Source organism: Pseudomonas sp. C32 (genome assembly GCF_030417915.1).
Classification (GTDB): domain Bacteria; phylum Pseudomonadota; class Gammaproteobacteria; order Pseudomonadales; family Pseudomonadaceae; genus Aquipseudomonas.
Window position 1 is genome coordinate 1 of the sequence record NZ_JAUHUK010000001.1, and the last position, 26967, is coordinate 26967.

General features: G+C 59.3%; 20 protein-coding genes and 1 pseudogene. 15 read left to right on the forward strand and 6 right to left on the reverse strand.

Going from position 1 to position 26967, the window contains the following annotated elements; genetic code table 11:
• Window positions 1-90: 90 nt before the first annotated feature.
• The 6 genes from recC to QYH43_RS00030 all read left to right on the forward strand — a co-directional run bounded on the left by recC (window position 91) and on the right by QYH43_RS00030 (window position 11794).
• Complete coding sequence (gene recC / locus QYH43_RS00005) at window positions 91-3543, forward strand: exodeoxyribonuclease V subunit gamma (protein WP_095153024.1); 3453 nt, start codon at window positions 91-93, stop codon at window positions 3541-3543.
• Complete coding sequence (gene recB, locus QYH43_RS00010) at window positions 3540-7229, forward strand: exodeoxyribonuclease V subunit beta (RefSeq protein ID WP_301155846.1); 3690 nt, start codon at window positions 3540-3542, stop codon at window positions 7227-7229. Before recC ends, recB begins: the two co-directional genes overlap by 4 nt.
• Window positions 7226-9325 carry an exodeoxyribonuclease V subunit alpha gene (gene recD / locus QYH43_RS00015; protein WP_095058333.1) on the forward strand — a complete coding sequence of 700 codons (2100 nt, stop codon included), beginning with the start codon at window positions 7226-7228 and terminating at the stop codon, window positions 9323-9325. Before recB ends, recD begins: the two co-directional genes overlap by 4 nt.
• 118 nt (window positions 9326-9443) lie before the next feature.
• Complete coding sequence (locus tag QYH43_RS00020; protein ID WP_095058334.1) at window positions 9444-10019, forward strand: YfiR family protein; 576 nt, start codon at window positions 9444-9446, stop codon at window positions 10017-10019.
• Window positions 10016-11284, forward strand: a complete 1269-nt coding sequence (locus QYH43_RS00025; protein WP_095058335.1) for a diguanylate cyclase — start codon at window positions 10016-10018, stop codon at window positions 11282-11284. Before QYH43_RS00020 ends, QYH43_RS00025 begins: the two co-directional genes overlap by 4 nt.
• Before the next feature lie 6 nt (window positions 11285-11290).
• Window positions 11291-11794 (forward strand): OmpA family protein, encoded by a 504-nt coding sequence (locus tag QYH43_RS00030; protein WP_256580337.1) that lies wholly within the window; start codon window positions 11291-11293, stop codon window positions 11792-11794.
• Here QYH43_RS00030 and QYH43_RS00035 read toward each other — a convergent pair whose 3' ends face one another.
• Window positions 11795-12742, reverse strand: a complete 948-nt coding sequence (locus QYH43_RS00035; RefSeq protein ID WP_095058336.1) for a LysR family transcriptional regulator — start codon at window positions 12740-12742, stop codon at window positions 11795-11797.
• 150 nt (window positions 12743-12892) lie between these two features.
• Between QYH43_RS00035 and QYH43_RS00040 the strand changes: the two genes are divergently transcribed.
• Both QYH43_RS00040 and mmsB read left to right on the forward strand, forming a co-directional pair.
• Entirely contained in the window at window positions 12893-14419 is a 1527-nt protein-coding gene (locus tag QYH43_RS00040; RefSeq protein WP_095058337.1) for a CoA-acylating methylmalonate-semialdehyde dehydrogenase, read from the forward strand.
• Between the two features lie 10 nt (window positions 14420-14429).
• Entirely contained in the window at window positions 14430-15317 is an 888-nt protein-coding gene (gene mmsB, locus QYH43_RS00045; protein ID WP_095058338.1) for a 3-hydroxyisobutyrate dehydrogenase, read from the forward strand.
• Window positions 15318-15561: 244 nt separating this feature from the next.
• Here mmsB and QYH43_RS00050 read toward each other — a convergent pair whose 3' ends face one another.
• Window positions 15562-15906, reverse strand: coding sequence for a cupin domain-containing protein (locus QYH43_RS00050; RefSeq protein WP_095058339.1), 345 nt, complete (start codon window positions 15904-15906; stop codon window positions 15562-15564).
• 86 nt (window positions 15907-15992) lie between these two features.
• Window positions 15993-16904 (reverse strand): LysR substrate-binding domain-containing protein, encoded by a 912-nt coding sequence (locus QYH43_RS00055; protein ID WP_095058340.1) that lies wholly within the window; start codon window positions 16902-16904, stop codon window positions 15993-15995.
• A 203-nt stretch (window positions 16905-17107) separates the two neighbouring features.
• Here QYH43_RS00055 and QYH43_RS00060 point away from each other — a divergent pair, with 203 nt between their 5' ends.
• On the forward strand, window positions 17108-17872 hold the full coding sequence (locus QYH43_RS00060; RefSeq protein ID WP_095153013.1) for a sulfite exporter TauE/SafE family protein: 765 nt from the start codon (window positions 17108-17110) through the stop codon (window positions 17870-17872).
• Here the strand turns inward: QYH43_RS00060 and QYH43_RS00065 are convergent.
• On the reverse strand, window positions 17862-18176 hold the full coding sequence (locus QYH43_RS00065) for a putative quinol monooxygenase (RefSeq protein WP_095058342.1): 315 nt from the start codon (window positions 18174-18176) through the stop codon (window positions 17862-17864). The genes QYH43_RS00060 and QYH43_RS00065 overlap by 11 nt on opposite strands.
• Window positions 18177-18338: 162 nt before the next feature.
• Between QYH43_RS00065 and QYH43_RS00070 the strand changes: the two genes are divergently transcribed.
• The 6 genes and pseudogenes from QYH43_RS00070 (at window position 18339) to QYH43_RS00095 (ending at window position 23748) form a co-directional block, all read left to right on the forward strand.
• The gene (locus QYH43_RS00070; RefSeq protein ID WP_095058343.1) at window positions 18339-18929 is read left to right on the forward strand and encodes an NAD(P)H-dependent oxidoreductase; all 591 of its coding nucleotides are present in this window, start codon (window positions 18339-18341) and stop codon (window positions 18927-18929) included.
• Window positions 18930-19037: 108 nt separating this feature from the next.
• Window positions 19038-19949, forward strand: a complete 912-nt coding sequence (locus QYH43_RS00075) for a LysR family transcriptional regulator (protein WP_095058344.1) — start codon at window positions 19038-19040, stop codon at window positions 19947-19949.
• A 183-nt stretch (window positions 19950-20132) separates the two neighbouring features.
• A complete protein-coding gene (locus QYH43_RS00080; protein ID WP_095058345.1) occupies window positions 20133-21578 on the forward strand; it encodes a SulP family inorganic anion transporter in 1446 nt (481 codons plus the stop codon).
• Between the two features lie 11 nt (window positions 21579-21589).
• A pseudogene (locus tag QYH43_RS00085) lies at window positions 21590-21685 on the forward strand (MurR/RpiR family transcriptional regulator); the annotation flags it as partial.
• Between the two features lies 1 nt (window position 21686).
• The gene (locus tag QYH43_RS00090) at window positions 21687-23144 is read left to right on the forward strand and encodes an amidohydrolase family protein (RefSeq protein WP_095058346.1); all 1458 of its coding nucleotides are present in this window, start codon (window positions 21687-21689) and stop codon (window positions 23142-23144) included.
• A gap of 235 nt (window positions 23145-23379) precedes the next feature.
• Entirely contained in the window at window positions 23380-23748 is a 369-nt protein-coding gene (locus QYH43_RS00095; RefSeq protein ID WP_095058347.1) for a glyoxalase superfamily protein, read from the forward strand.
• A 33-nt stretch (window positions 23749-23781) separates the two neighbouring features.
• Here QYH43_RS00095 and QYH43_RS00100 read toward each other — a convergent pair whose 3' ends face one another.
• Together QYH43_RS00100 and QYH43_RS00105 are read right to left on the reverse strand one after the other, a co-directional pair.
• A complete protein-coding gene (locus QYH43_RS00100) occupies window positions 23782-26550 on the reverse strand; it encodes an RHS repeat-associated core domain-containing protein (RefSeq protein ID WP_095153012.1) in 2769 nt (922 codons plus the stop codon).
• Window positions 26547-26831: a hypothetical protein gene (locus QYH43_RS00105; RefSeq protein WP_367316856.1), complete on the reverse strand. Its 285-nt coding sequence runs from the start codon at window positions 26829-26831 to the stop codon at window positions 26547-26549. Before QYH43_RS00105 ends, QYH43_RS00100 begins: the two co-directional genes overlap by 4 nt.
• Between the last annotated feature and the right edge of the window lie 136 nt (window positions 26832-26967).

Consider the following 26967-nt stretch of genomic DNA (forward strand, 5'->3'; position numbering starts at 1 on the left):
TACAGCAATGACGGACAGGTCCCCGCTGTCAGCGTCTCCCGACAATGCTAAGGTTCGGCCCTAGCGTTTGTATTTTCCAAGGAAGCCTTTATGCCGGACGCAACGTCCCTCAGTGCTGGTTTTATGGTGGTTCACGGTAACCGCCTGGACGAGTTACGCAGCCTGGTGGTGAGCTGGATGCGGCGTTACCCGCTGGCCCCCCTGGAAAATGAAATCGCCCTGGTGCAGAGCAACGGCATCGCCCAATGGCTGAAACTGGCACTGGCTGAAGATGCTGAAGATGACGATATGGGTGGCTGCGGAATCGCCGCGGCCATCGATGTGCAGTTGCCCGGCAGTTTCATGTGGCAGCTCTATCGCATGGTCCTGGGTCGTGACGAAATTCCGGTCAAGTCCCTGCTTGATAAGACGCCACTGACCTGGCGTCTGATGCGCCTGCTTCCGCAGTTGATCAATGAACCACACTTCGAACCGCTACAGCGCTTCCTGACCAATGACAGCGATCTGCGAAAACGCTATCAATTGTCTGAACGGCTGGCGGATTTGTTCGACCAGTATCAGGTGTACCGCGCCGACTGGCTCGAAGACTGGGCAGAAGGTCGGCACCAATTGCGCAGTGGCAGAGGAGAAACCAGGCCACTGACTGCGGCCAATTGCTGGCAGGCCGAGCTATGGCGTGCACTTCTATTGGATGTTGGTGAAGAGGGCATGGCGCAAAGCCGTGCCGGCGTCCATCAGCGGTTCATCGAGCGCATCAACAACCTCGAGGTTGCCCCACCGGGGTTGCCTTCGCGGGTGATCGTTTTTGGTATTTCCTCTCTTCCCGCTCAAGCCCTTGAAGCTCTAGCCGGGCTGGCTCGATTCAGCCAGGTTCTACTGTGTGTACATAATCCCTGTCGTCACCATTGGGCAGACATCGTCGCCGATAAAGACCTGTTACGGCATCAATACAAACGACAGGCGCGCAAGAGTGGCATGCCGGTCGTACTCGACTCCCAAACGCTTCATCAACATGCCCATCCGCTATTGGCCGCATGGGGCAAGCAGGGGCGTGACTACATCAATCTGCTCGACAGCTATGACGATCCCAACAGCTATCGCTCGGCATTTCGTGACGGCAGGATCGATTTGTTCAGTGATAGTCAGCCACTGAATATGCTCAATCAGTTGCAGGATGACATCCTCGAACTACGCCCCCTGAACGAAACCCGCGAGCTATGGCCAGCAGTGAGCCTGGAGGAGGACGAGTCGATCCGTTTCCACATCGCTCATAGCGCTCAACGCGAAGTAGAGATCCTTCACGATCAGTTGCTCGCGCGCTTCAGCGAAAATCCACAGCTACGTCCTCGTGACGTGATTGTGATGGTCCCCGACATCGACAGCTACGCACCGCATATTCGTGCAGTGTTCGGTCAGCTTGAGCGGCATGATCCGCGATTCATCCCTTTCACACTGTCTGACCAAGGGCAGCGTGGTCGTGATCCGTTACTGATTGCTGTCGAACACTTGCTCAAGCTGCCTGACAGTCGCTTTCCTGTCAGCGAGATTCTCGATTTGCTGGACGTTCCGGCATTGCGCGCCCGCTTTGGCGTAGAGGAACGTGACCTGCCGACGCTGCACCGCTGGATCGAAGGCGCTGGCATTCGTTGGGGCATAAATGCTCAACAGCGCGCAGGTCTTGGTTTGCCGCCAGCGCTGGAGCAAAACAGTTGGCGTTTCGGTCTGCGGCGAATGTTGCTCGGTTACGCGGTCGGCAACGGCAGTGCCTGTGGCGAAATCGAACCCTACGACGAGATCGGCGGACTGGATGCTGCGCTCATCGGTCCATTGGTTGCGTTGCTGGATGCACTGGAGGTTGCTCACCAGGAACTGACACAGCCAGCATCGCCCCTGCAATGGAGCCTGCGCTTGCAGGCGTTGCTGTCACTCTTCTTTCAGGCCAGTAACGAGCACGACGACTATTTGCTGACCCAGCTGGAAGCGTTGCGCGAAGCGTGGCTTGAGAGTTGTGAATCTGTAGGTCTGCAAGACGAACTGCCGCTGACCGTCGTCCGCGAAGCCTGGCTTGCGGGTCTTGATCAGGGGCGATTGTCTCAACGCTTTTTGGCGGGAGCGGTGAATTTCTGCACGCTGATGCCGATGCGTGCGATTCCGTTCAAATTGGTCTGCTTGCTTGGCATGAATGATGGCGACTACCCGCGGGCACAACCGCCGCTGGACTTCGACCTCATGGGCAGCGACTACCGTCCCGGTGATCGCTCGCGACGCGAAGACGACCGTTACTTGCTGCTGGAGGCTCTGTTGTCAGCACGTGAGCAGCTCTACATCAGTTGGGTCGGACGCAGCATTCGCGACAACAGCGAACGCCCCGCGTCAGTGCTGATCGGTCAGCTACGGGATCATCTCGCAAGCGGTTGGCGACTCACCAAGTCCGACGAAGACCTGCTTGAAGCCATTACTCAGGAACATCCCCTGCAACCATTTAGCGCCCGTTATTTCCACGAAGGCGATGACCTGTTCAGCTATGCCAACGAGTGGCAAGTGCTGCATCAAATCACTGTGCAAACACCTGATATCGAGTTGCTTGATGCCCACATTCAGGATGAGCCGCTGACGCTCGGTCAGTTGCAGGATTTCCTGCGCAACCCGGTGCGACATTTCTTCAGTCAGCGGCTGAAAGTGTACTTCGAGGCTGCCGAAGTGCCTCTGGCCGATGAAGAACCCTTTGTCCTTGATGCCTTGCAACGCTACAACTTGAGTGACCGTTTGCTTGAAGCCGCCATGGCCGATCTGGATGACACCGATCAGGCGTTGCAACTACAAGCCCAGCGTCTACAGAACAGTGGATTGCTGCCCATGGCAGGTTTTGGCGAATGCCTCCAGCGAGAGTTGATCGAACCGTTGCCGGATTTGCTGCAACGTTATCAACAGCTCCTGGCGCTATGGCCAACGCCGCTGACCAGCGCATTACCGGTGAGCCTGGAGTTGCATGAGTTGCGCATCGAGGGATGGCTCAGTGGGCTGCATCAACGGGCAGACGGTGGTTTGCTGTCGGTGACCACAATCCCCAACAGCATCGGTTCGATCAAGTCCCGCAAATGGCATCGCCTGACCCGGCCGTGGGTCAATCATCTGGCCGCTTGCGCCAGCGGTCTGTCGATGACCACCGCGTTGGTGGCCAGCGATGACAGTCTGGTGCTCGCGCCAATGGACGTGAATTCAGCACAGCGAATTCTGGGAGACCTGTTGCTCGCCTGGCAATCGGGTATGCGTCAGCCACTTCCGATTGCGGTCAAAACGGCCTTCGCCTGGTTGGGGCAGACCGATACGGTCAAAGCCGAAGCAGCCGCTCGAAAAGCCTATGAAGGGGATGGGCTGACTACCAACGGGGAGCGACGAGAGAGCATTGCGCTTGCAAGGCAGTTTGCCGATTACGATGCGTTGACCGCCGATGAAACATTCTTCGACTGGTGCGATGCACTGTATCGACCGTTACTTGAGGCCTCTTGGCGTTCATTGTCCAGCGCGGAGGTCCGCCCATGACCACCAAAATACCTCTGGCCCTGGCATTCCCGCTGCGCGGCAGCCAGTTGATCGAAGCCAGCGCAGGGACCGGCAAGACCTTCACGATTTCAGCGCTGTACCTGCGCCTGGTCCTCGGCCATGGTGGGGAGTCCGACGGTTTTGGGCGTGAGCTGTTGCCTCCGCAGATCCTCGTTGTGACCTTTACCGATGCCGCTACCAAAGAGCTGCGTGAGCGCATTCGTACACGACTGGCCGAAGCGGCTCGATTCTTCCGCGATGAAACTCCCGCTCCGGACGGACTGATTGCCGAGTTGCGTGATCAGTATCCGGCCGAGCAGTGGGCCGGATGTGCAAATCGCCTGGATATCGCCGCGCAATGGATGGACGAAGCAGCGGTCTCGACCATTCACAGTTGGTGTCAGCGCATGTTGCGTGAGCACGCGTTCGACAGTGGCAGCCTGTTCACCCAGACCCTGGAAACCGATCACAGCGATCTGCTCGGTGAAGTGTTGCGCGACTATTGGCGATTGTTTTGCTACCCCATGCAAGGCGATGCGCTGAACTGGGTACGCGGCAATTGGGGCGGGCCCGCTGCTTTGCTACCGCGAATTCGCGGATTGTTTGCCAGCGAGCGGGAGACCCTCCCCGGTAAAGAGCCCGCAGAGTTGATCAGCGAATGTTTACAAGAGCGGCGAGCCGCTTTGCTTGAGCTCAAGCAACCCTGGTGTCAGTGGGCCGACGAGCTGCTGGCGATCTGTCACGAAGGGGTTGCCAGTAAAAGTGTCGACGGCCGCAAGATGCAGGCCCGCTACTTCGAACCCTGGTTTGAAAAAATCAAAGCCTGGGCTGGAGACGAAGCCGTTGAGCAACTGGACATCGGTACCGGTTTCACGCGCCTCACACCTGACGGTATGGCTGAAGCCTGGAAGAAGGGAGACGCGCCCAATCATCCAGGCCTGGACGCCATGCCGGGTCTGAAAGCCTGTCTCGACAGTTTGCCGACGCCCGATGCCGTGGTGTTGCAACACGCTGCCCATTGGGTCGGTGCGCGCTTCGAGGAGGAAAAACGTCGTCGTGCGGAAATGGGTTTCGACGACATGCTGTTGCGCCTCGATGCCGCGTTGCAGTCTGAGGGTGGTGAGCGCCTGGCGACCTTGATCCGCGAACAGTTCCCGGTAGCGCTGATCGACGAGTTCCAGGACACCGACCCGGTGCAGTACCGGATCTTCGAAAGCATCTACCGCATTGAGGACAACAATCCAGAAAGCGGTCTGTTCCTGATCGGCGACCCGAAACAGGCGATCTATGCTTTTCGCGGTGCCGACATCTACACCTACCTTCGCGCCCGTCAGGCAACCACCGGGCGCCTGCATACATTAGGGACCAACTTCCGTTCCAGTCACGGCATGGTCGATGCCGTGAACCATGTATTTGAATATGCCGAGTGCCGCGAATCCGGGCGCGGAGCTTTTCTGTTTCGCGAGAAAGACGGTGATAACCCTGTCCCGTTCCTGCCGGTCGATTCGCAGGGGCGCAAAGAAGTTCTGCAGATCAACCATCAACCCGTCCCGGCGCTGAATATCTGGCACTTGCCTGCCGAACAGCCCTTGTCCGGTGCGGTGTACCGCCAGCAACTGGCCGCGGCGTGTGCCAGTGAAATCACAGCATTGCTCAACGGTGGACAACAAGGTCGAGCGGGCTTCCTGCGCGACAACGAATTCAAAGGCCTGATGCCCGCGGACATCGCGATCCTCGTCCGCGATGGCAAGGAGGCGCAGGCCGTGCGCGCTGAACTCGCGGCCCGAGGCGTGCGCAGTGTTTATCTGTCGGACAAGGATTCAGTGTTCGCCGCGCAGGAAGCCCACGACGTCCTGACCTGGCTCAAAGCCTGTGCCGAGCCGGATGTCGAGCGACCGCTGCGGGCCGCATTGGCCAGCATCACGTTGAACCTGTCGCTGGCAGAATTGGAACAGCTGAACCAGGACGAGCTGGCCTGGGAAGCGCGGGTCATGCAGTTCCGCAGCTATCGCGAGCTGTGGCGCAAGCAGGGCGTCTTGCCAATGCTTCGCCGCTTGCTGCACGACTTCCGGCTGCCCCAGGCGTTGATTGCCCGCAGCGATGGCGAACGGGTACTGACCAATCTGTTGCACCTGTCCGAGCTGCTGCAACAGGCCGCCGCCGAACTGGATGGCGAGCAAGCGCTGATCCGACATTTATCCGAGCATCTGGCGTTGTCCGGGCAGGCCGGTGAAGAGCAGATCCTGCGTCTGGAGAGCGACGAGCAACTGGTCAAGGTCGTGACCATTCACAAGTCCAAAGGGCTTGAATATCCCTTGGTGTTTCTGCCGTTCATTTGTTCGGCGAAGCCGGTGGATGGCAGCCGTCTGCCGTTGCATTACCACGACGCGACGGGTAAGGCTCAAGTGACGTTGAAACCGACGCCCGAGTTGATCGCCCTGGCCGACGACGAACGTCTGGCGGAAGATCTGCGTTTGCTCTATGTGGCCTTGACCCGGGCGCAACATGCCTGTTGGCTCGGCGTGACCGATCTCAAACGCGGCAATAACAACAGTTCGGTGCTGCATCTGTCGGCATTGGGTTATCTATTGGGCGGCGGGTCTTCTCTGGGTGAATCGGCGGGGCTGAGCGTCTGGCTGCGCGACCTGCAGCAGGGTTGCCCCGCGATAGGCTGCAGTGACATGCCAGAAGCCAGTGCCGAGCTTTACCACCCGCCGCAGAACACTGCGGCGTTGCTGGCTCCGCTGATTCCACAACGCAAGGCCAGTGAAAACTGGTGGATCGCCTCCTACAGCGCGTTGCGTATTGGTGACAGTCTGAGCATCGGCAGCGATGAAGCGCCTGAGAGCCCGCAGGCCCAGAAACTCTTCGACGACGAACGTCTCGATCCACAGGCACCACGGGAAATGATCGCGGGTGGTGCCGATATCCATCGATTCCCGCGGGGGCCGAACCCCGGTACTTTTCTCCACGGTTTGCTTGAGTGGGCCGGCAACGAAGGTTTCGCTGCCACGCCCAAAGCCGTGGAAGAGGCCATTGCCCGTCGCTGTAACCGCCGGGGCTGGGAGGGCTGGATAACCACGCTCAGTGACTGGCTGCAGCATCTGCTCAAGTCCCCGCTGCCTGTCGGTAGCGGGCAGGCGCCCGTGATATTCGAAGCGTTGAGTCAGTACCAGGTCGAAATGGAATTCTGGTTTGCCAGCCACAAAGTCGACGTGCTCAAACTCGATGCACTGGTCTGCCAATACACCCAAAACGGCGTGGCCCGTGTGGCGGCCGAACCGGTTTTGCTTAACGGCATGTTCAAGGGATTCATCGACCTTACTTTCGAGCATGACGGCCGCTATTACGTCGCCGATTACAAATCCAACTGGCTCGGCGTCGACGATGCGGCCTATACCGAGCAGGCGATGGAGCAGTCGATTCTCGACAACCGCTATGACCTGCAATACGTGTTGTACCTTCTGGCGCTGCACCGCCAACTCAAAGCCAGGCTTGCCGATTACGACTACGACCGGCATGTCGGAGGTGCGCTGTATCTGTTCCTGCGGGGTACGCGGGCGCCCAGCCAGGGTGCGTACTTCGCCCGGCCGCCAAGGGAGCTGATCGAGCAACTGGACCGTCTGTTCCAGGGTAAACCGCAGCCCAGGGTCGAACCCGCCTGGGAACAAGGAGTATTGCTATGAGCCGTACCTTCGCCGACGTGCTGACGGTTACCGACAGCCTCACGGATCTCAAACCGTTGGAGCGCGCCGACGACTTGTTGAGATTGCTGACGCGTTGGGTCGAACGTGGCTGGCTGCGGGCGCTGGACAAGGCCTTCGTGTCCTTTCTTCATGAGCTGGCGCCAGCAGATGATCCTTTGGTGTTACTGGCGGCTGCGTTGACCAGCCACCAGTTGGGTCACGGCCACGTTTGCCTTGATTTGTTCGAGACACTCAAGGAGCCGGACTTCGCCCTGTCGCTGCCTCCGGAAGGTGATCAGCAGAGTGGCGTGATGTTGCTGCCGTCGCAGTTGCTGGAAGCGGTGGACGGTGCCCATTGGTGCAAAGTGCTGGCGTCCAGCGGTCTGGTTGCATTGGCGGCTGACGAGCGTGAAGCGGTGCAGCATCGGCCCTTGGTGCTGTCAGGCAAACGCTTGTATCTGCGCCGCTATTGGGCCTACGAACGGCGTATCGACAATTCGTTGCGCGAACGTCTGGCCGCGCATGAAGCTACACCGAGTGACTTGTTGCAGCGGCTCACCGAGCTGTTCGGTCCGGCCAGGCCCGGTGAGGTCATCGACTGGCAAAAGCTGGCCTGCGCACTGGCGACTCGCGGCGCCTTCAGTATCGTTACCGGTGGTCCGGGAACGGGTAAAACCACGACAGTCGTGCGCTTGCTGGCACTGCTTCAGGCACCTGCCGTGGAGGCTGGAAAGCCGCTGCGTATTCGCCTCGCCGCTCCGACCGGTAAAGCGGCAGCGCGCCTCACCGAGTCCATCAGCCAGCAAGTCAGGACGCTGAAGGTCACGGAAGCCGTACGCAATAAAATCCCGTCCGACGTCACCACCGTTCACCGCCTGTTGGGCAGCCGTCCCGGGACGCGGCATTTCCGGCATCACGCGGCTAATCGTTTGCCGCTGGACGTATTGGTGGTGGACGAAGCATCGATGATCGACCTGGAAATGATGGCCAACCTGCTCGACGCGTTGCCGCCTCATGCTCGCCTTGTGCTGCTGGGTGACAAGGATCAGTTGGCGTCGGTGGAGGCGGGTGCCGTTCTCGGGGATCTGTGTCGCGACGCCGAAGCCGGATGGTACAGCCCGCAGACGCGTCAGTGGCTCGAGGCCGCCAGCGGTGAAAGCCTGGAGACCAGCGGGTTGCAGGAAGATAGCCAAGGCACCCATCCATTGGCTCAGCAAGTGGTCATGCTGCGGCACTCGCGGCGATTCGGTGAGGGCAGCGGTATTGGCCAGTTGGCCCGATGGGTCAACCAACAGCAGCCCGAGGAAGCCCGCAGATTGTTGGCGGTACGCAGCCACGACGATGTGTTTTGCCTGTCCCTCAAGAATGAACAGGATCGCGCGCTGGAGCGCTTGTTGCTCGAAGGTCATGGTGAGGGACCACAAGGTTATCGCCATTACTTGAGCCTGCTGCGCAATCAACGACCACCACTCGATAGACCGCTTGAAGATTCGTGCTGGACCGAGTGGGCTAGACAGGTCCTGCAGGCCTTCGACGCCTTCCAGTTGTTGTGCGCTGTGCGCAAAGGGCCGTGGGGTGTGGAAGGGTTGAACCAGCGAGTGACCGCGGCGTTGCTGAAGGCGCGGCTGATTGACAGCGACCAGCAGTGGTACGAGGGACGACCCGTGCTGATGACGCGCAACGATTACGGTCTGGGCTTGATGAACGGCGACATCGGCATTGCGCTCAAACTGCCAGAACGCGAAGGCTCTCAAGCCGGCAAGCATGTCCTGCGGGTGGCCTTTCCCCGTAACGACGGGCAGGGCGGTGTGCGTTTTGTGCTGCCAAGTCGACTCAATGATGTGGAAACCGTCTACGCCATGACCGTGCACAAATCCCAGGGGTCGGAATTTGCGCATACCGCATTGATTCTTCCCGATGCGTTGAACCCGGTACTGACCAAGGAGCTTGTCTACACCGGGATAACCCGTGCCAAAGACTGGTTTACCTTGATCGAACCGCGGGCAGGGGTATTTGAAGAAGCGGTACGGCGCAAGGTCAAACGCTTGAGCGGATTGATGCTGGAGCTGAAGGAAAACATCGAAGCCGCAGGGTGAAATTTGGCGGAGGGTCGTAGGAAGTTGGCCAAAGTGCCGTAGTCCGTGGCCTCGCTGGCGTTTCGCCGCTGTGCTATCGTTGCGGCATCATTTCGCTCCGGTCAAAGAGTATCCCTGCATGAAGGTGGCTGTCTGGACGACAGAGCGCGTCGTTGGCGGTAGAAAAGCGCTGCTTGCCATTCTTCTTTGCCTGATGGCCAACGTTGTGTCCGCGCAATCGCAAACCCCGGTGAGCATGGCGGATCAACGCGCCAAAGCGGTCACTCAGGTGGTGCTTGGCATTCTCAGTTACGCCCGTTGGCCCGTCGAGCCTGTGCTGCTGCGTTTGTGCCTGGTGGGACCTACCGAATACACCGACGACCTGGTCAAAGGTACGACCCAGGCGACCGGTCGACCGGTGTCGGTGCAACGGCTGTTGGCCGACAACCCCTCGATTGCCAGCGGCTGTGATGCGGTGTACGTCGGCAAGTTGACCGCCGAGGAGCGCACCCGACTGTTTGCAGCACTGATCGGGCACCCCGTACTGAGCATCAGTGAAAGCGATGACCCTTGCACCGTCGGTAGCCTGTTTTGTCTGCGGGTCAGTGATGAACAGGTTTCTTTCGAGGTCAATCTCGACTCCGTTGCCCGCAGTGGTGTGCGCATTCATCCGAGCGTGCTGCAACTGTCACGCCGCAAGCCGGCGGCGCCATGAACCTACTTAAACCGGGCGGTCGCCCAACTTTGCGTTCGGTCATCGGCCGCGGCAATTTGATCGTGGCCCTGGTGGGCGTTGCCATGGCCAGCGTTTCTATGACATTGCTCGGCGTTTTGGCTCTGCGGGTCTATGCCGATCACAACCTGCATCTGATCGCACGGTCGATCAATTACACCGTGGAAGCCGCGGTGGTGTTCAACGATGAAGCGGCGGCCACCGAAGCGTTGGCGTTGATTGCGTCCACCGAAGAAGTGGCAGACGCCCAGGTGTTTGATCAGCAGGGCCAATTGCTGGCGCGCTGGCAGCGACCGGACACCGGCTTGCTGTCCAGGCTCGAACTGCACATTGCCAAAACCTTTCTGGAAGAACCCATCAACATGCCGATCCTCCATCAGGGGCGAGAAATCGGCAGCATCGTGCTCACTGGGCACGGTGGCAGCCTGATGCGTTTCCTGCTCAGCGGCTTGATGGGCATCGTGTTATGCACGGCTATCAGTGCCTGGGTTGCGCTGTTTCTGGCGCGCCGACAGCTTCGCGGGATCACCAAGCCATTGCGCAACCTGGCCGCTGTCGCCCATGCCGCTCGCAGCGAGCGAGCGTTCGATCGACGCGTGCCACCGGCGGACATTGTCGAACTCGACGACTTCGGTAATGACTTCAATGCCCTGCTGGATGAGCTCGAAGCCTGGCAGTCGCACCTGCAAAGCGAAAACGAATCCCTGGCGCACCAGGCCAGTCATGACAGTCTTACCGGGCTGCCCAACCGGGCATTTTTCGAGGGCCGCCTGATGCGCGCGTTACGTAACGCCAACAAGCTTGGCGAGCGCGTTGCAGTGCTGTTCCTGGACAGCGACCGGTTCAAGGAAATCAACGACAACTTCGGCCACGCGGCGGGCGATGCGGTGCTGATGGCTGTGGCCAACAGGATTCGCGCGCAGCTGCGTGAAGAGGATCTGGTGGCGCGTTTGGGCGGCGATGAGTTTGCCGTGCTGCTGACGCCGCTTTACAAAACCGAAGATGCCGAACGGATTGCCGACAAGATTCTCGCCAGCATGGAGATACCGATTCTGGTGCCGGGGGATGCACAAGTGCTGACCTCACTCAGTATCGGCGTCGCCGTTTACCCCGATCATGGAACGACACCCGGTGCGTTACTCAGCGCTGCCGACAGTGCCATGTACCAGGCCAAACGCCTCTCCCGAGGCGCACAGTACACGGTAGGGTCGGAGTACCCTGCCGCCGATGTTCAAAACAGGAGCTAACTTTTCGTGTTCACTTTTACCCAGCGTTCCCTGCGTTTCGTTACCGTGACTCTGCTGATGGCGTTGTTCAGCCTGACCGGATGCCAGACAGCCCCGCAAAAAGGCCTGACCCCGGCGCAAGTCGCAGTGCTCAAGCAGCAAGGTTTCGAGTTGACCGATGATGGCTGGGAGTTTGGGTTGTCCGGCAAAGTATTGTTTGGCAGCGACGATGACAGCCTGAACCGGCAGAGCAGCGAAATCGTCGAGCGCATTGGCAAGGCGCTGCTCGGCGTGGGTATCGACCGCGTGCGTGTCGACGGTCACACCGATGCGTCGGGTAAAGAGGCCTACAACGAACAGCTTTCTTTGCGCCGTGCGAAAAGCGTTGCCAAGGTCTTGAACACGGTCGGCATGAAGCAGGAAAACATCCAGCTGCGCGGTCTGGGCAGCAGCGAGCCCGTGGCCACCAATACCACCGCGACCGGTCGCACCGAAAACCGTCGGGTAGCGATCGTGGTGAGCGCCGACTGACTAATCGGCGAACAACATCGCCCGACTCTCACCCATCAACAGACCCTGATTCTGCTCCGTCACCTCCCTGATGTAATCCCACAGCAGGGTGATCCGCTTGAGCTTGCGCAGGTCTTCGCGGCAGTACATCCAGAACTGTCGAGTGATGTTGATCTCCTGCGGCAACACCGGTAGCAAGCGCGGATCCTGAGCGGCGAGGAAGCACGGCAGGATCGCCAATGAGCGCCCTTGCTGCGCCGCCACGAACTGCGCGATCACGCTGGTGCTGCGCAGGTTGGCGCTGGCACTGGGCACTACGTTGGCCAGATACAGCAGCTCCGAGCTGAACGCCAGGTCGTCGACATAACTGATGAATGAATGTTTCCCCAAGTCTGCCGGGCGGCGGATCGGTGGGTGGTTGTCCAGATAGTCCTGGGTCGCGTACAGCTGCAATCGGTAGTCGCACAGTTTGCAGCAGACGTATGGGCCATGCTCCGGGCGCTCCAGGGCAATGACGATGTCGGCTTCGCGCTTGGACAGGCTGATGAAGTGCGGCAACGGCAGGATATCCACCGAAATCGCCGGGTAAGTGTCGATGAAGTGGCTCAGCTGCGGTGTGATGAAAAACGTGCCGAAGCCTTCGGTGCAGCCCATGCGCACATGACCCGATAGCGCCACGCCAGACCCGGAAACCTGCTCGCACGCCATGTGCAGGGTGCTTTCAATCGACTCCGCATACCCCATCAACCGCTGGCCTTCAGCGGTCAGGACGAAGCCGCTGGTCCGGGATTTCTCGAACAGCAACGTGCCCAGTGCGGTTTCCAGCGAACTGATGCGCCGCGACACGGTGGTGTAGTCGACCGCCAGGCGCTTGGCAGCCGTGCTGGCCTTGCGGGTGCGGGCGACTTCCAGAAAAAACTTGAGGTCATCCCAGTTCAGCGAACCGAGGGAGGTGATGTTTTTTTGCATGTTGGACCGGTTTTTATGTGCGTTCTTATTAGAAGTTTGCACATCTATACTCCAAAAACAGTCCGTTAACCAATTCACGGCACACGCCTCATCTCAAGGCGACTTTCTCGCCTTGGCTCCCCTGATAACAACAACGTCCAGGAGACCCACATGAACGTATCGCTCACGCCCAACGACACCACCGTGCAAAAGGTCAAACTGCTGATCGACGGCGAGTGGGTCGAGTCCAAATCCACCGAGTGGCACGACATCATCAACCCGGCGACCCAGCAAGTTCTGGCCAAAGTGCCGTTTGCCACCGCTGAAGAAGTCGACGCAGCCATCAGCGCCGCCCATCGCGCCTTCCAGACCTGGAAGCTGACGCCCATCGGCGCGCGGATGCGCATCATGCTCAAGCTCCAGGCGCTGATTCGCGAGCACTCCAAGCGCATCGCCGTGGTGCTGAGCGCCGAACAGGGCAAGACCATTGCCGACGCTGAAGGCGACATTTTTCGTGGCCTGGAAGTGGTCGAGCACGCTTGCTCCATTGGTAGCCTGCAAATGGGCGAGTTCGCTGAAAACGTCGCCGGTGGCGTTGATACCTATACCCTGCGCCAGCCGATCGGTGTGTGTGCCGGCATCACGCCGTTCAACTTCCCGGCGATGATTCCGTTGTGGATGTTCCCGATGGCCATCGCTTGCGGCAACACCTTCGTACTCAAACCGTCCGAACAGGACCCGATGTCGACCATGCTGCTGGTGGAGCTGGCGATTGAAGCCGGCATTCCGGCCGGTGTGCTCAATGTCGTGCACGGTGGCAAAGACGTGGTGGACGGACTCTGCACCCACAAGGACATCAAGGCTGTTTCGTTCGTTGGTTCGACTGCGGTCGGCACGCACGTCTACGACCTGGCTGGTAAACATGGCAAGCGCGTGCAGTCGATGATGGGCGCCAAGAACCACGCCGTGGTGCTGCCGGACGCCAACCGCGAGCAAGCGCTGAATGCACTGGTGGGCGCCGGTTTTGGTGCTGCCGGTCAGCGTTGCATGGCCACTTCGGTGGTGGTGTTGGTCGGTGCGGCCAAACAATGGCTGCCTGATCTGAAAGCGCTGGCGCAGAAACTCAAAGTGAATGCGGGCAACGAGGCGGGCACCGACGTCGGTCCGGTGATCTCGAAAAAGGCCAAGGCGCGGATTCTTGATCTGATCGAAAGCGGCATCAAGGAAGGCGCCAAACTGGAGCTGGACGGTCGCGAGATCTCGGTTCCCGGTTACGAGAAGGGCAACTTTGTCGGCCCGACCTTGTTCTCCGGCGTGACCACCGACATGCAGATCTACACCCAGGAAATCTTCGGCCCGGTGCTGGTGGTGCTGGAAGTGAACACCCTCGACGAGGCCATCGCCCTGGTCAACGCCAACCCGTTCGGCAACGGCACGGGCCTGTTCACCCAGAGCGGTGCAGCGGCGCGAAAATTCCAGAACGAAATCGACGTCGGCCAGGTTGGCATCAACATCCCGATTCCGGTGCCGGTGCCGTTCTTCAGCTTCACCGGTTCCCGTGGTTCCAAGCTGGGCGACCTCGGTCCGTATGGCAAGCAAGTGGTGCAGTTCTACACTCAGACCAAGACCGTCACCAGCCGCTGGTTCGACGATGACAGCGTCAACGACGGTGTGAACACCACCATCAATTTGCGTTGAGGAGCCGAACATGAAAATCGCTTTTATCGGTCTCGGCAACATGGGCGCGCCGATGGCGCGCAACCTGATCAAGGCTGGCCACGCACTGCGTATGGTCGACCTGAACAAAACCGTGCTGGCAGAGCTTGAGCAACTGGGCGGCAGCATCAGCGCGTCGGCCCGGGAAGCGGCAGAAGGCGCGGAACTGGTGATCACCATGCTGCCGGCTGCGGTGCATGTGCGCAGCGTGTGGTTGGGTGAGGACGGTGTGCTCGCGGGTATCGGCAACGGCGTGCCGGCCGTGGATTGCAGCACCATCGATCCGCAGACTGCACGCGATGTGGCCGCTGCCGCTGCCAAACAGGGGGTGGCCATGGCCGATGCACCGGTTTCCGGTGGTACGGGTGGTGCGGCGGCCGGGACGTTGACCTTCATGGTCGGCGCCACCCCGGAACTGTTCGCCACGCTGCAACCGGTACTCGCACAAATGGGCCGCAACATCGTCCATTGTGGGGAAGTCGGCACCGGGCAAATCGCTAAAATCTGCAACAACCTGCTGCTGGGGATTTCCATGGTCGGCGTCAGCGAAGCCATGGCGCTTGGCGATGCATTGGGCATCGACACCAAGGTGCTGGCGGGGATCATCAACAGTTCCACCGGGCGGTGCTGGAGTTCGGAAATGTATAACCCGTGGCCGGGCATCGTCGAAACAGCGCCTGCTTCGCGCGGCTATACCGGTGGGTTCGGTGCTGAACTGATGCTCAAGGATCTGGGGCTGGCGACCGAAGCTGCACGACAGGCGCACCAACCGGTGGTGCTCGGCGCAGTGGCGCAGCAGTTGTATCAGGCGATGAGCTTGCGCGGGGAGGGAGGGCAGGACTTCTCGGCGATCATCAACGGGTATCGCAAGCCGCAGTAAAGCGATTCATTGAATGCAGTAAGGGCTGTTGTGGCGAGGGGGCTTGCCCCCGTTGGTTCGCGAAGCGGACCCCAGTAGGGTCAATGCGGTGTTTCAGGTGAATCGCGGTTGCTGATGATACGACTGCTTCGCAGCCGAACGGGGGCAAGCCCCCTCGCCACACAAGCTCACTCTTACAGAGAGAGCATGTATCCAAAGATACTGACCGGGAAATCACGTCGGGTGATTTCCCGGTTTTTTTGTATCAGGCAAACACGAAATATTTGCGCACGGTTTCCATCACTTCCCACGTGCCTTTCATTCCGGGCTCGACGACGAAAATATCGCCGGCGCGCAGATGAATCGGTGCCATGCCTTCCGGGGTGATGATGCAGTAGCCTTCCTGGAAATGGCAGTACTCCCACTTCACGTATTCCACGTACCACTTGCCCGGCGTGCAGATCCAGGTGCCCATGATCTTGCTGCCGTCTTCGCTGGTGTAGGCATTGAGGTTGACGGTGTGCGGGTCACCTTCGAGCTTTTCCCATTTGCAGGCGTCGAGTACGGGCAATGGATGGGTATCGCGAAGAACGGTAATCGGTGCGGTCATGATGACTCCGAGGCAGTGGGTGCTGGAACTGAAGTCGCACCCTATAGCGCCGGTCTGGCCAGCAGTTGTCTGTGCTCGACACTGAGCTATCCAGAAACGCAGTGAGCCTGTGTTCCACGCAGTGTCAGGACATCCAGCAATGCCTTGGCGTATGGAGGAAGCGTCGTGAAGTCTCGTGCGCAGAGCAGAAGTTTTCGCTGCGCCCAAGGCTCTTGCAGGGCCATTTGCTTGAGCGAAGTTTCATCGCCCCAGCGTTCGAGGGCTGCAACCGGCACGATCCCAAGCCCGGCGCCTCTTGCGACCATGCGCATGATCCCTTCGAACCCGTCTGTACGGATGCGGATCTGCATGCGCAACCCGGTGTGCAGGGCCTGTTCCTCCAGGTACACGGCCAGCGCACTGTTGGCGTTCAGGCCGATGTAGTCGTGATGCAGCGTATTGGCGAAACTCAGGCGGGCGGCGTTTGCGAGTGGATGATCCCGGGGCATGATCAGCACCAGTGGATCGTCGCGAAACGGGCGGGTCTGCAAGTCATGGGTGTCTACCGCGTCCGAGACAATGCCGAGGTCCGCCGCACCCTGGCGCAAGGCGTGGGTGATGCGTGTGCTGGGCAGCTCTTGCAGGTCGATGTCGAGGTTGGGATGGTCGCGCAGGAAATCCGCGAGCAGCTCCGGCAGGTATTCGGTGATCGCGGTGGTGTTGCACAGCAATCGAACCTGGCCTTTGACACCCTTGGCGTATTCGGCCAGTTCCTGTTGCATGCGTTCGGCCTGTTGCAGCAAAACCCGAGCGTGTTGCGCCAGGGCTTTACCGGCCGGCGTCGGACTGACGCCGCGTCGATTGCGCTCGAGAAATTCGATGCCCAGCGATGCTTCCATCGACCGGATCCGCGCACTGGCCGCCGCCAGGGATAAATGACTGCGGACGGCGCCGGCGGTGATGTTGCCGGTGTCGAGGATGTGCAGATAAAGACGCAGGTCGGTCAGGTCGAAGTGCATTGGCAACCTCGGGATCGTTGTTGGACGGATCGGCACCTTCGCTGGCAAGCCAGCGCCTACAGGGCGAGGCGATCAAATGTAGGAGCTGGCTTGCCGGCGAAGACGTCAGAAGCCGCAATAGTATTCCAGCTTCTTTAAAAACAAGAGGCAGCCTCAGTATATGGCAGATTTTCAACCGTCCCGGCCGGGCTCATCATTGGCCCATGAATACCTTCGCATCGTTCTACCAAAACCTCGGTCTGGCCCTGTCACTGCTGGTGGTCGCGACTTTCCTGCTGGCCGGCATGGTCAAGGGCGTTATCGGTCTCGGCCTGCCGACCATCGCCATGGGCTTGCTCGGTCTGGCTATGGCGCCGTCGCAGGCTGCGGCGTTGTTGATCATTCCCGCAACCTTGACCAACGTCTGGCAACTGGCATTCGGCGGGCATTTGCCGGGGCTGATCAAACGGTTGTGGCCGATGTTGCTGGCGATCTTCATCGGCACCGGGGCAGGCACCTTGTGGATCGGCATGGTCGGTGGACATTGGGTGGTGCGGGGATTGGGCGCGGCGTTGTTGCTCTATGCGTTGAGCGGATTGTTCCTGCCGACTTTGCGTGTCAGCGCTCGAAATGAGCGCTGGCTCGGCCCGCTGTGTGGCGTGCTGACCGGCGCCATCACTTCGGCCACGGGCGTGTTCGTGATTCCGGCGGTGCCGTATCTGCAAGCGTTGGGATTGAGCAAGGATGAGCTGGTGCAGGCGCTCGGCCTGTCGTTCACCGTCTCGACCCTTGCCCTCGCGGGCGGGCTGTTATGGCGCGGCGAACTCGGTGGCGGCGAGTTGAGTGCGTCAATGCTGGCGCTGATCCCGGCGATGCTCGGCATGTGGCTGGGGCAATCGCTGCGCCAGCGGATCAGCGCCGTGTTGTTCAAGCGCGTGTTCTTTATTGGCCTTGGTGTGCTTGGCGGCCATTTGCTGATCAGCGGCTAGCGGATGACGGGCTGATCATTTCGATGGCGCGGATCTCGAAGTCCCGTTCCAGGTACTCATCGCGCTGATCGAGAAACTGCTTCATGTGCGGCAGATTCGAGTGCACATCGAGATGGGCCTGGGATTGCCAGATCTCATAAAAGATGAACAGCGACGGGTCCTGTTTGTCCCGCAGCATGTGGTATTCGATGCAGCCGGGCTCGGCGCGACTCGCTTCTACATGACGACTGAAAAACGCTTCAAAGGCGTCGGATTTTTCCGGGCGGGTCTTGGCGTGCAGGATGAAGCCTTGGATTTCACTCATCAGAAAATCACCTTGAATTCAGAATTGACCAAATTCTAAGTCAATAATTGATGATTGATTCGTGCGTATTGGTCAAATGAGTTTTGCGGGCCGGGTGCTTATTCCGCGTGAGTCGGATCGATATTCTGCCGCCATCGAATTCAACTCTTCCCGAGATCCCTCATGAAAAAAGTCCTGTTGCTCAATGGCGGTAAAAAGTTCGCCCACTCCGATGGCCGCTACAACACCACCCTGCACGAAGCGGCGTTGAGCGTGCTGGACCGTGGCGGAATGGATATCAAGACCACGTTCATCGACGAGGGCTACGACATCGCCGAAGAAGTGGCGAAATTCCTCTGGGCCGATGTGATCATTTACCAAATGCCAGGCTGGTGGATGGGCGCGCCATGGACCGTGAAGAAATACATCGATGAAGTCTTCACCGAAGGTCACGGCAGCCTTTATGCGAGTGACGGCCGCACCCGTTCGGATGCTTCGCAGAAGTACGGCAGCGGTGGCCTGATCCACGGCAAGCAATACATGCTGTCGCTGACCTGGAACGCACCGCAACAAGCCTTCGACGACCCGTCCGACTTCTTCGAAGCCAAGGGTGTGGATGCGGTGTACTTCCCGTTTCACAAGGCCAACGAATTTCTGGGCATGACCCGTTTGCCGACATTCCTGTGTGTCGATGTGATGAAACGCCCGAACATCGAAGCCGATGTGGTTCGCTACGAGCAGCATTTGACCGAGGTGTTTGGTCTCAAGGCCTGACACTCGGCTACTATCCGGTACAACGGCTGAAAAGATCGCAGCCTTCAGCGCAGCCCTGTAGGCGCTGCCGAAGGCTGCGATCTTGCCGATCCGGAAAAGAGGACACACGTGAAAGCCAGATCCGATGAGTTGCAGATTTTCGTCTGCGTGATTGAGTGCGGATCGATTTCTGCGGCGGCGGAGCAGGTTGGGCAAACACCTTCGGCCGTCAGCCGCACGCTCTCGCGGCTGGAGGCCAAGCTCGACACCACGCTGATCAACCGCACCACGCGACGCATGGACCTGACCGAGGAGGGCAAGTATTTCTTCGAGCATGCCAAGCGGATTCTCGATCAGATGGACGAACTCGAAGAACGCCTGACTTCACGCCAGCAAACACCGTCCGGGCGCTTGCGGATCAACGCCGCTTCGCCGTTCATGCTTCACGCCATCGTGCCTTACGTCGATGAGTTCCGCCGCCTCTACCCGGACATCCAGCTCGAACTCAACAGCAACGACCTGATCATCGATCTGCTGGAGCAAAGCACCGACATCGCCATCCGCATCGGCACCCTGACCGATTCCACGTTGCACGCCAGATCCCTGGGTTGCAGTCCGCTGCACATCGTCGCCAGCCCGGCCTATCTGGAAAAACACGGCACACCGACAGCGGTGGCGGAGCTTGCCGAACATACACTGCTGGGCTTCACCCAGAACGAAGGCTTGAATCAATGGCCGCTGCGACATGTGCATGGCGATCGCTGGCCGATCCAGACATCGCTCAGTGCCTCCAGCGGCGAGACCATTCGTCATCTCGTTCTGGAGGGGCAGGGCATCGCCAGTCTTTCGCACTTCATGACCATCGAGGACATACGTGCCGGGCGGCTGAAAGTGTTGTTGGCCGAGTTCAACAGCGGTTATCGCCAGCCGATCAACGCGGTGTATTACCGCAACTCGCAACTGGCGCTGAGGATTCAGTGTTTCCTGGACTTTATTCAGGGCAAATTGGCGGCGTATGCGTCGGCAGATTTCAGTGGTTGATTTTACTTTCGCTTGAGACCGCGTCATCGTTCATCGCGGGCAAGCCACACACAGGAACTCGCGTTCTTTGTAGGAGCGAGCTTGCTCGCGATGGCGTTTCCAGGGTCTCAACAACTGGCCGGGTCGCCCACGATTCCGTAACATCCGCACACTCTTTTCGCGACTTCCTGCATGCGGTCTTCCATGAAACCAAAACGTCTACGCGCCGATGTCCTGGCCGGGCTCACCACCTCTTTTGCCCTGTTGCCCGAATGCATCGCCTTCGCGCTGGTGGCCCATCTCAATCCGCTGATGGGGCTTTACGGTGCGTTCATCATTTGCACGCTGACCGCGCTGTTCGGCGGGCGGCCGGGCATGGTGTCCGGCGCGGCCGGGTCGATGGCGGTGGTGATCGTCGCGCTGGTGGTGCAGCACGGTGTCCAGTACCTGCTGGCTACCGTTCTGCTCGGCGGTTTGATCATGATGGCGTTCGGGTTGCTCAAGCTCGGCAAACTGGTGCGCATGGTGCCGCATCCGGTGATGCTCGGTTTCGTCAACGGCCTGGCGATCATCATTGCGCTGGCGCAACTGGAACACTTCAAGGACGGTGAGACCTGGCTGAGCGGAACACCGCTGTACATGATGCTCGGCCTGGTTGCCGTGACCATGGCCATTGTCTACGTACTGCCGCGCCTGACCCGCACGGTGCCGCCGGCCTTGGTGGCGATTCTCGGCGTGGGGCTGGCGGTCTATCTGCTCGGCCTGCCGACCCGCACCCTGGGTGACATGGCGCACATTGCCGGTGGCTTGCCGATGCTGGCGCTGCCGGACATTCCGTGGACCCTGGAAACCCTGCGCATCATCGCGCCTTACGCGATCCTGATGGCGCTGGTCGGCTTGCTGGAAACCCTGCTGACCCTGAACCTCACCGACGAAGTCACCGAGAGCCGCGGCTATCCGGACCGCGAGTGCGTGGCGCTCGGTGCGGCGAACATGGTGTCCGGGGTGTTTGGCGGCATGGGCGGTTGCGCCATGATCGGCCAGACCGTGATCAACCTCAGTTCCGGTGGTCGCGGGCGTTTGTCCGGCGTGGTGGCCGGGGTGTCGATCCTGCTGTTTATTCTGTTTCTGTCGCCGCTGATCGAACGCATTCCTCTCGCTGCGCTGGTCGGGGTGATGTTCGTGGTGTCGCAGCAGACATTTGCCTGGGCGTCGTTGCGAGTGCTGAACAAAGTGCCGCTGAACGATGTGCTGGTGATCATCGCGGTAACGGTGGTCACCGTGTTCACTGATCTGGCCACAGCGGTGCTCTGCGGGATCATCATCGCGGCGCTGAACTTTGCCTGGCAGCAGGCCCGGCAGCTGTACGCCGACAGTCATCTGGAAAACGACGGCAGCAAGCTTTACCGCCTCCATGGCACGCTGTTCTTCGCCTCGACGACACCCTTTCTCAACCAGTTCGACCCGGCCAACGATCCCGCGCAAGTGACGCTCGATTGCCGTCACCTGAGCTTCGTCGACTACTCGGCCATTGCCGCTCTGGACACCCTGCGCGAACGCTACAACAAGGCCGGTAAACACCTGCGGGTGCTGGGCTTGTCTGAGCGCTGCAAGAAGCTGTTGAAACGCGCCCGGGTGAATCACGACTAAAGCAAATCAGGGCCAGTCCTGAAGACAACCAAGAGCGTCTGCGGCGGATCAAACTCGCCCTCGACGATTATTGCGGCGGCGACGATCACTTGCCGCCGGGAGACTGACATGCAGTACGACACGCTGATTCGCAACGCCCTGATCATCGACGGCAGCAACAGCCCCGGCTATCGCGCCGACGTGGCCATTGCGAACGGTCATATCGAGCGTATTGGCGATTTGCAAGATGCGTGCGTCGAGGAAGAATTCGATGCGGCGGGCCATGTGCTGGCGCCGGGTTTCATTGACGTACACACCCACGACGACACGGTGGTCATCCGTCAACCGCAGATGCTGCCCAAGCTCAGCCAGGGCGTGACCACGGTGATTGTCGGCAACTGCGGAATCAGCGCATCGCCGGTCAGTCTGCGTGGCGATCCGCCGGACCCGATGAACCTGCTCGGCACGGCTGCGGCGTTTGTTTACCCGACGTTCCGCGACTATCGCGCAGCGGTCGAAATGGCGAACACCACGTTGAACGTTGCCGCGCTGGTCGGTCATACCGCGTTGCGCAGCAATCACCTCGATGACCTGTTCCGTACCGCCAGCGCCGATGAAATCACCGCGATGCGCTTACAGCTGCGCGCGAGTCTGGAGGCGGGTGCTTTGGGCCTGTCCACCGGTCTTGCCTACGCCAGCGCCTTCTCGGCTACCACTGACGAAGTGATGCAACTGACCGAAGAACTGACGGCGTTCGGCGCGGTGTACACCACGCACTTGCGCAGCGAATTCGAGCCGGTGCTGGAGGCCATGGACGAAGCGTTCCAGATTGGCCGTCACGCAAAATCCCCGGTGATCATTTCCCACCTCAAATGTGCCGGCGCCGGTAACTGGGGACGCAGTCCGCAACTGCTGGCGTCTCTGGACGAGGCGGCGAAAACCCATCCGGTGGGCTGCGACTGTTATCCCTATGCGGCGAGCTCCTCGACGCTGGATCTCAAGCAAGTCACCGAGGCCCATCGCATCACCATCACCTGGTCCACGCCGCACCCGGAAATGGGTGGGCGCGACCTGGTGGACATCGCTGCGCAATGGAACCTGTCGCTGCTCGATACCGCTCGCCAATTGCAACCGGCTGGCGCGGTGTACTACGGAATGGACGAGGCGGATGTGCGACGAATCCTCGCGCATCCGTTATCGATGGTCGGTTCCGACGGCTTGCCGGAAGACCCGTTCCCGCACCCGCGATTGTGGGGCGCATTCCCTCGGGTGCTCGGACATTTCAGCCGCGACGTAGGACTGTTCCCTCTGCACACCGCCGTGCACAAGATGACCGGGTTGTCGGCGGCGCGATTCGGTTTGAAAGCGCGAGGCGAGATCCGCGAAGGTTATTGGGCAGACCTGGTGTTGTTCGACCCGGCGACGGTTCGTGATGTCGCGGATTTCAATGATCCGCAACGTGCGGCGCAAGGCATCGAAGGCGTGTGGGTCAACGGTGTTTTGAGTTACCGTGACGGTCAGGCCAACGGTCGCAGGGCAGGGCGGTTCCTGGCGCGGGAAGGGGATTTGCGCGAAGGGTTCCGGTGACGGTTGAGCGGTGCGTCACAATGGTGGCACTTCGATGTTAAAGAATGACATTTTCGGGCCGAAGGACTGATATCAAGCCCGCTACCATTGCTGTTTGGTTACGTATTTTTTAGGAGCAAGCTTGCTCGCGATGGACAAAAGAGCGCAGCGTTTACCCAGTAGACACGCGTCATCGTTAACGACCCTCGCGAGCAAGCTCGCTCCTACAGGTCTTTCATTGTCTGGGAGCAACCCGATGAGTTTCGGTAAAACCACTCCGATCCTGCGTATTTTCGATGAAGCCAAGGCCGTGGAGTTCTACGTCGACTTCCTGGGTTTCAAAATCGACTGGCAGCACCGCTTCGAGGCCAACTTCCCGCTGTACTTGCAGGTTTCCCGTGGCGATTGCGTGCTGCATCTGTCCGAGCACCACGGCGACTGCTCGCCGGGTTCGGCATTGCGCATCGAGACCGATGAGCTGGAAGCCTTCCAGCAGCAGTTGCTGGCCAAGGAATACAAATTTGCGCATCCGCAGATTCAGGCCATGCCCTGGGGAAGCCAGGACATGACCATCAGTGATCCGTTTGGAAATCGGTTGGTGTTTACCAATGCGATCTGTGTTTGAAAAAAACCTCAGAGGGGATCATCTGTACACGAATCAGGTGGAGCGGGCTTTGCGTCCCGTAACGACGTTAATGAAGGGCGGCAGAACTGAACTGCAGTTGAAGCATGCCGGGAAGTCTGCACCTCGTCCGCGTTTTTGCGTGCGTGCTGTGTAAATGTATGTCTGTGAAAGTCGCCGGTAAGGGTGGCTTCTACGATTGCCTGTCTGCACCCAGTAGTTGGCCGCGACCACTTCGGCATGCAGCCCCGCGATCCCCGCATTTACGGGAATCTGCTGGTGACGGGAAACATGACGCATGATGCGTTTCCGAAAGAAGTAATGAAGGCGCATGTCCTGGCCCCTGTAGGCGGATTTTATGGCACTCATAAACCGTGCGGTATTTGAAACCCGGTAGGTATCTTCCTTTCCGTCTACGGGATCATTCAGGGTAACGCCGGGGAAGAGATCATTCGGACTCAGACTCCCGGGGATGTTGTGAAAGCCGGTAAATGGGTGCTTATCGTCTTCATCCGCAATACCCGAGAATGCGGTCAGCTTATCCAGCGTGCCAGAGGTATAGACCGGGTCTGAAAATCTTATCGGTTCGGGGTATTTCCACTTCTTTGACTCTTCCAGTTGCTTCAGTTGATTGAATTTTTTGTTTTTATTAGCTTCCGCTTCTCTGATGATTCTCGTTGTTTCCACGGTGAAATTTCTGTACTGCGTTTGCACGATGGGCAATTGTCTTCTTCTTTGATCCATAAGCTCGTCGCGAGACATCCCTTCTATGTAGCCGGTAATCCCTTCTAGTTTCGACTCTGCCAAATCCAGATAACCCAGGCGATCTTCTTTATTCAGGCCTCGTGCGTCTGTGAATCTGACGGGGTTATTCCCCACCATGCAATACAGATTCAACCCATCAACCGCCCCCGCCGGGTCGGCGCTGATCCAGCGTTGCAACCACGGTGCGTAATATCGATGCCCGTAGTAATAGAGGCCACTGGCATCACGCTCCTTGCCGGAATAACGGATGGTTCGGTAATCGGCTTCCACGTCCGAGCGCGATGCAGACCAGGCCGTTCCCCCATAAGGTAGGTAACCTTCCTGACTGATCAGCCACGCCTGCTCATCGAGCTCCAGCGAGCTGGAACCCAGATGGTCGTCAAGGCTGTAGCGCAACGGGTTTGTCGCGATACCGGTCGGTCGGCCCTGGGTCCAGTGCAAGTAGCGAACGCTGCAACGGCCGGCTTGCAAGGTGATGACTTCCAGGCGTTCGTTTTGACGGGTGTGGATTTCCAGGCCTGGTAAATACCGGTTCTCTCGGGTGTGAATCACCGACGCCGTGTGGGTTGTTTGTATCTTGCGAACACGCTGACCGCTGCTGTCGTAGCAATAGTGTTCATTGTCGTCGGGGCCATCTGTGCGCTTCACCAGCACCACGCTGCTGAGTTGATTGCGAGCACTCCATTGCAGCGCCTGTCCTGGGAATAGCGCCTGTTGGTTACCGCCAGCATCAAAGTGCGCAGTCACATCCAGCATCGAGCTACCCTTGTTCCAGGACAGGAGCCGATTGCTTGCAGTGTCAACGTTCTGCTTGCGCGTGTAGTTGTTGCCGTCGCGAACATGCCGCAGTTCGGTCAGGTTGCCACCGCTGTCGTACTCGTAGTGCTCGATAAAGTTGAACAACTGGTTGGCGTCAATCGGTGTTCTGCTGGAGAGGGGGATTTGCGGCTGGGTGTTCTGCCCCGCAGCTTCACGGCCTGTCGCGCTGGTGAGTTGGTAGAGACTGTCGTAGGTGAAGGTGCTGATGGCGTCGACCCGCTGGTTGCTGCCGAATCGTATCGGTTGAGCCTTGTCCTCGATTTGCGTCACGTTGCCCACCGCGTCATAGGTGTAGTGCAAATCCTGCAAGGTATTGGCAGACACCGAAGCGCTGAGTGAGGTCAGTCGACCGCTGGCCGGATTGAACTCGGCGCGACTGATAACACCATTCCCGGCGGTCTGGGATTCGACCTGGCCAAACGCGTTGTAGACGAGATCCTTCACGATGGTTTTTTCGGTCGTTGCGTCGTTTACTTTCAAGCTCACGGACTTGAGTTGCCCGGCGATATCAAACGAATAGCGCTGCTGGTGCTGAGCGGCATCGGTTTGCAGAATGAGCATTCCGAGCGCATCGTACTGCCAGCTTGTTTTGTAGCCATCGCCCTCTTCAAGCAGCGCATCACAGGCACTGTCATCGAGTGGCCAGTCTGGTTGACCGGTGTCCACAAGGAAGCGCCTTGTCTGGCTCAGCGGTTTGGCGCAAAGCGCATATTCTTTGATGAGCAAGGTACCGGCGCTGTCGTCATGACGGATGAGTGCGCCACACAGGTTGTTCGCCGCAGAGTCTGGCGAATTGTCGCCGTAGCGCAGACACTCGACCCGGTGCAAACCGTGTTCTGCGGTTTGCTCATCGATGGCTGTCGGTCTCAACTGATTGTCATAGGTCGTTCGCCAATGATGTCCTCTCTGGTCCCAGGAGCGCAGTAGCTGTCCGGCGTCGCCAGGCAGACTCAGTCGCCACCCCGCGTCGACACTGTTCATCAACAGCGCTTTGCCTGACAGGCTATAGACGGTCGTCAGATTAGCGTCAGGTGCTGTGGCAAACAGTCGAGGGTCCCACTGCGCCACCTGCCGTCCGGCAGTGTCGTAGTGTTGCTGGGTCATGCGCGCTTGGGGTTTATCGTCTGCGTTGCGTCGGCAATAGGCGACTTGCCTCACCGACAGGCCTCGGCTGTCGATGACGCTGATCGTGGGTGTCTTGTGATGAAGGCGTGCGTTCATAGCTCACCTCCGGTGGTCGAGGATTGTGCAGGCAGGACCTCTTGCAGTGTGTCGTTCTCGTCCTCCTCCAGCGTGTACCAGGGGTGACGCGTTTGCCGCCGCATGTAGGAAACGTCATCCAGTTTTGCGAGACGCGTGAGCGTCGGGCGACCTAACGCATCGTAGAACTGGAGATCGCAGTGGCCGAACGCTCGGATCGACACATCGTTGATGTAGCGGTGCTGATCGGCGAAGTAAGGGCGGTAGGTCCGGATCGCCAACCCCTTGCTGTTGTATTCCACCCGTTCACTGGTACGCCAGCGTTGTGTCGCTGTCTGTTCCTGTGGTTTTGCGTCCTTGAGCGTGAGTTCGCCCTTGGCGTTGACGACGTAGGCGATAGCCCCCCGAGAATGGCCCCAGCCATGCCACCAGCAGCAA

Bases quoted from the DNA above. Each gene is read 5' to 3' on its own strand.
- recC (WP_095153024.1), top strand. From the start codon at position 91: ATGCCGGACGCAACGTCCCTCAGTGCTGGTTTTATGGTGGTTCACGGT.
- recB (WP_301155846.1), top strand. From the start codon at position 3,540: ATGACCACCAAAATACCTCTGGCCCTGGCATTCCCGCTGCGCGGCAGC.
- recD (WP_095058333.1), top strand. From the start codon at position 7,226: ATGAGCCGTACCTTCGCCGACGTGCTGACGGTTACCGACAGCCTCACG.
- QYH43_RS00020 (WP_095058334.1), top strand. From the start codon at position 9,444: ATGAAGGTGGCTGTCTGGACGACAGAGCGCGTCGTTGGCGGTAGAAAA.
- QYH43_RS00025 (WP_095058335.1), top strand. From the start codon at position 10,016: ATGAACCTACTTAAACCGGGCGGTCGCCCAACTTTGCGTTCGGTCATC.
- QYH43_RS00035 (WP_095058336.1), bottom strand. From the start codon at position 12,742: ATGCAAAAAAACATCACCTCCCTCGGTTCGCTGAACTGGGATGACCTC.
- QYH43_RS00040 (WP_095058337.1), top strand. From the start codon at position 12,893: ATGAACGTATCGCTCACGCCCAACGACACCACCGTGCAAAAGGTCAAA.
- mmsB (WP_095058338.1), top strand. From the start codon at position 14,430: ATGAAAATCGCTTTTATCGGTCTCGGCAACATGGGCGCGCCGATGGCG.
- QYH43_RS00050 (WP_095058339.1), bottom strand. From the start codon at position 15,906: ATGACCGCACCGATTACCGTTCTTCGCGATACCCATCCATTGCCCGTA.
- QYH43_RS00055 (WP_095058340.1), bottom strand. From the start codon at position 16,904: ATGCACTTCGACCTGACCGACCTGCGTCTTTATCTGCACATCCTCGAC.
- QYH43_RS00060 (WP_095153013.1), top strand. From the start codon at position 17,108: ATGAATACCTTCGCATCGTTCTACCAAAACCTCGGTCTGGCCCTGTCA.
- QYH43_RS00065 (WP_095058342.1), bottom strand. From the start codon at position 18,176: ATGAGTGAAATCCAAGGCTTCATCCTGCACGCCAAGACCCGCCCGGAA.
- QYH43_RS00070 (WP_095058343.1), top strand. From the start codon at position 18,339: ATGAAAAAAGTCCTGTTGCTCAATGGCGGTAAAAAGTTCGCCCACTCC.
- QYH43_RS00080 (WP_095058345.1), top strand. From the start codon at position 20,133: ATGAAACCAAAACGTCTACGCGCCGATGTCCTGGCCGGGCTCACCACC.
- QYH43_RS00090 (WP_095058346.1), top strand. From the start codon at position 21,687: ATGCAGTACGACACGCTGATTCGCAACGCCCTGATCATCGACGGCAGC.
- QYH43_RS00095 (WP_095058347.1), top strand. From the start codon at position 23,380: ATGAGTTTCGGTAAAACCACTCCGATCCTGCGTATTTTCGATGAAGCC.
- QYH43_RS00100 (WP_095153012.1), bottom strand. From the start codon at position 26,550: ATGAACGCACGCCTTCATCACAAGACACCCACGATCAGCGTCATCGAC.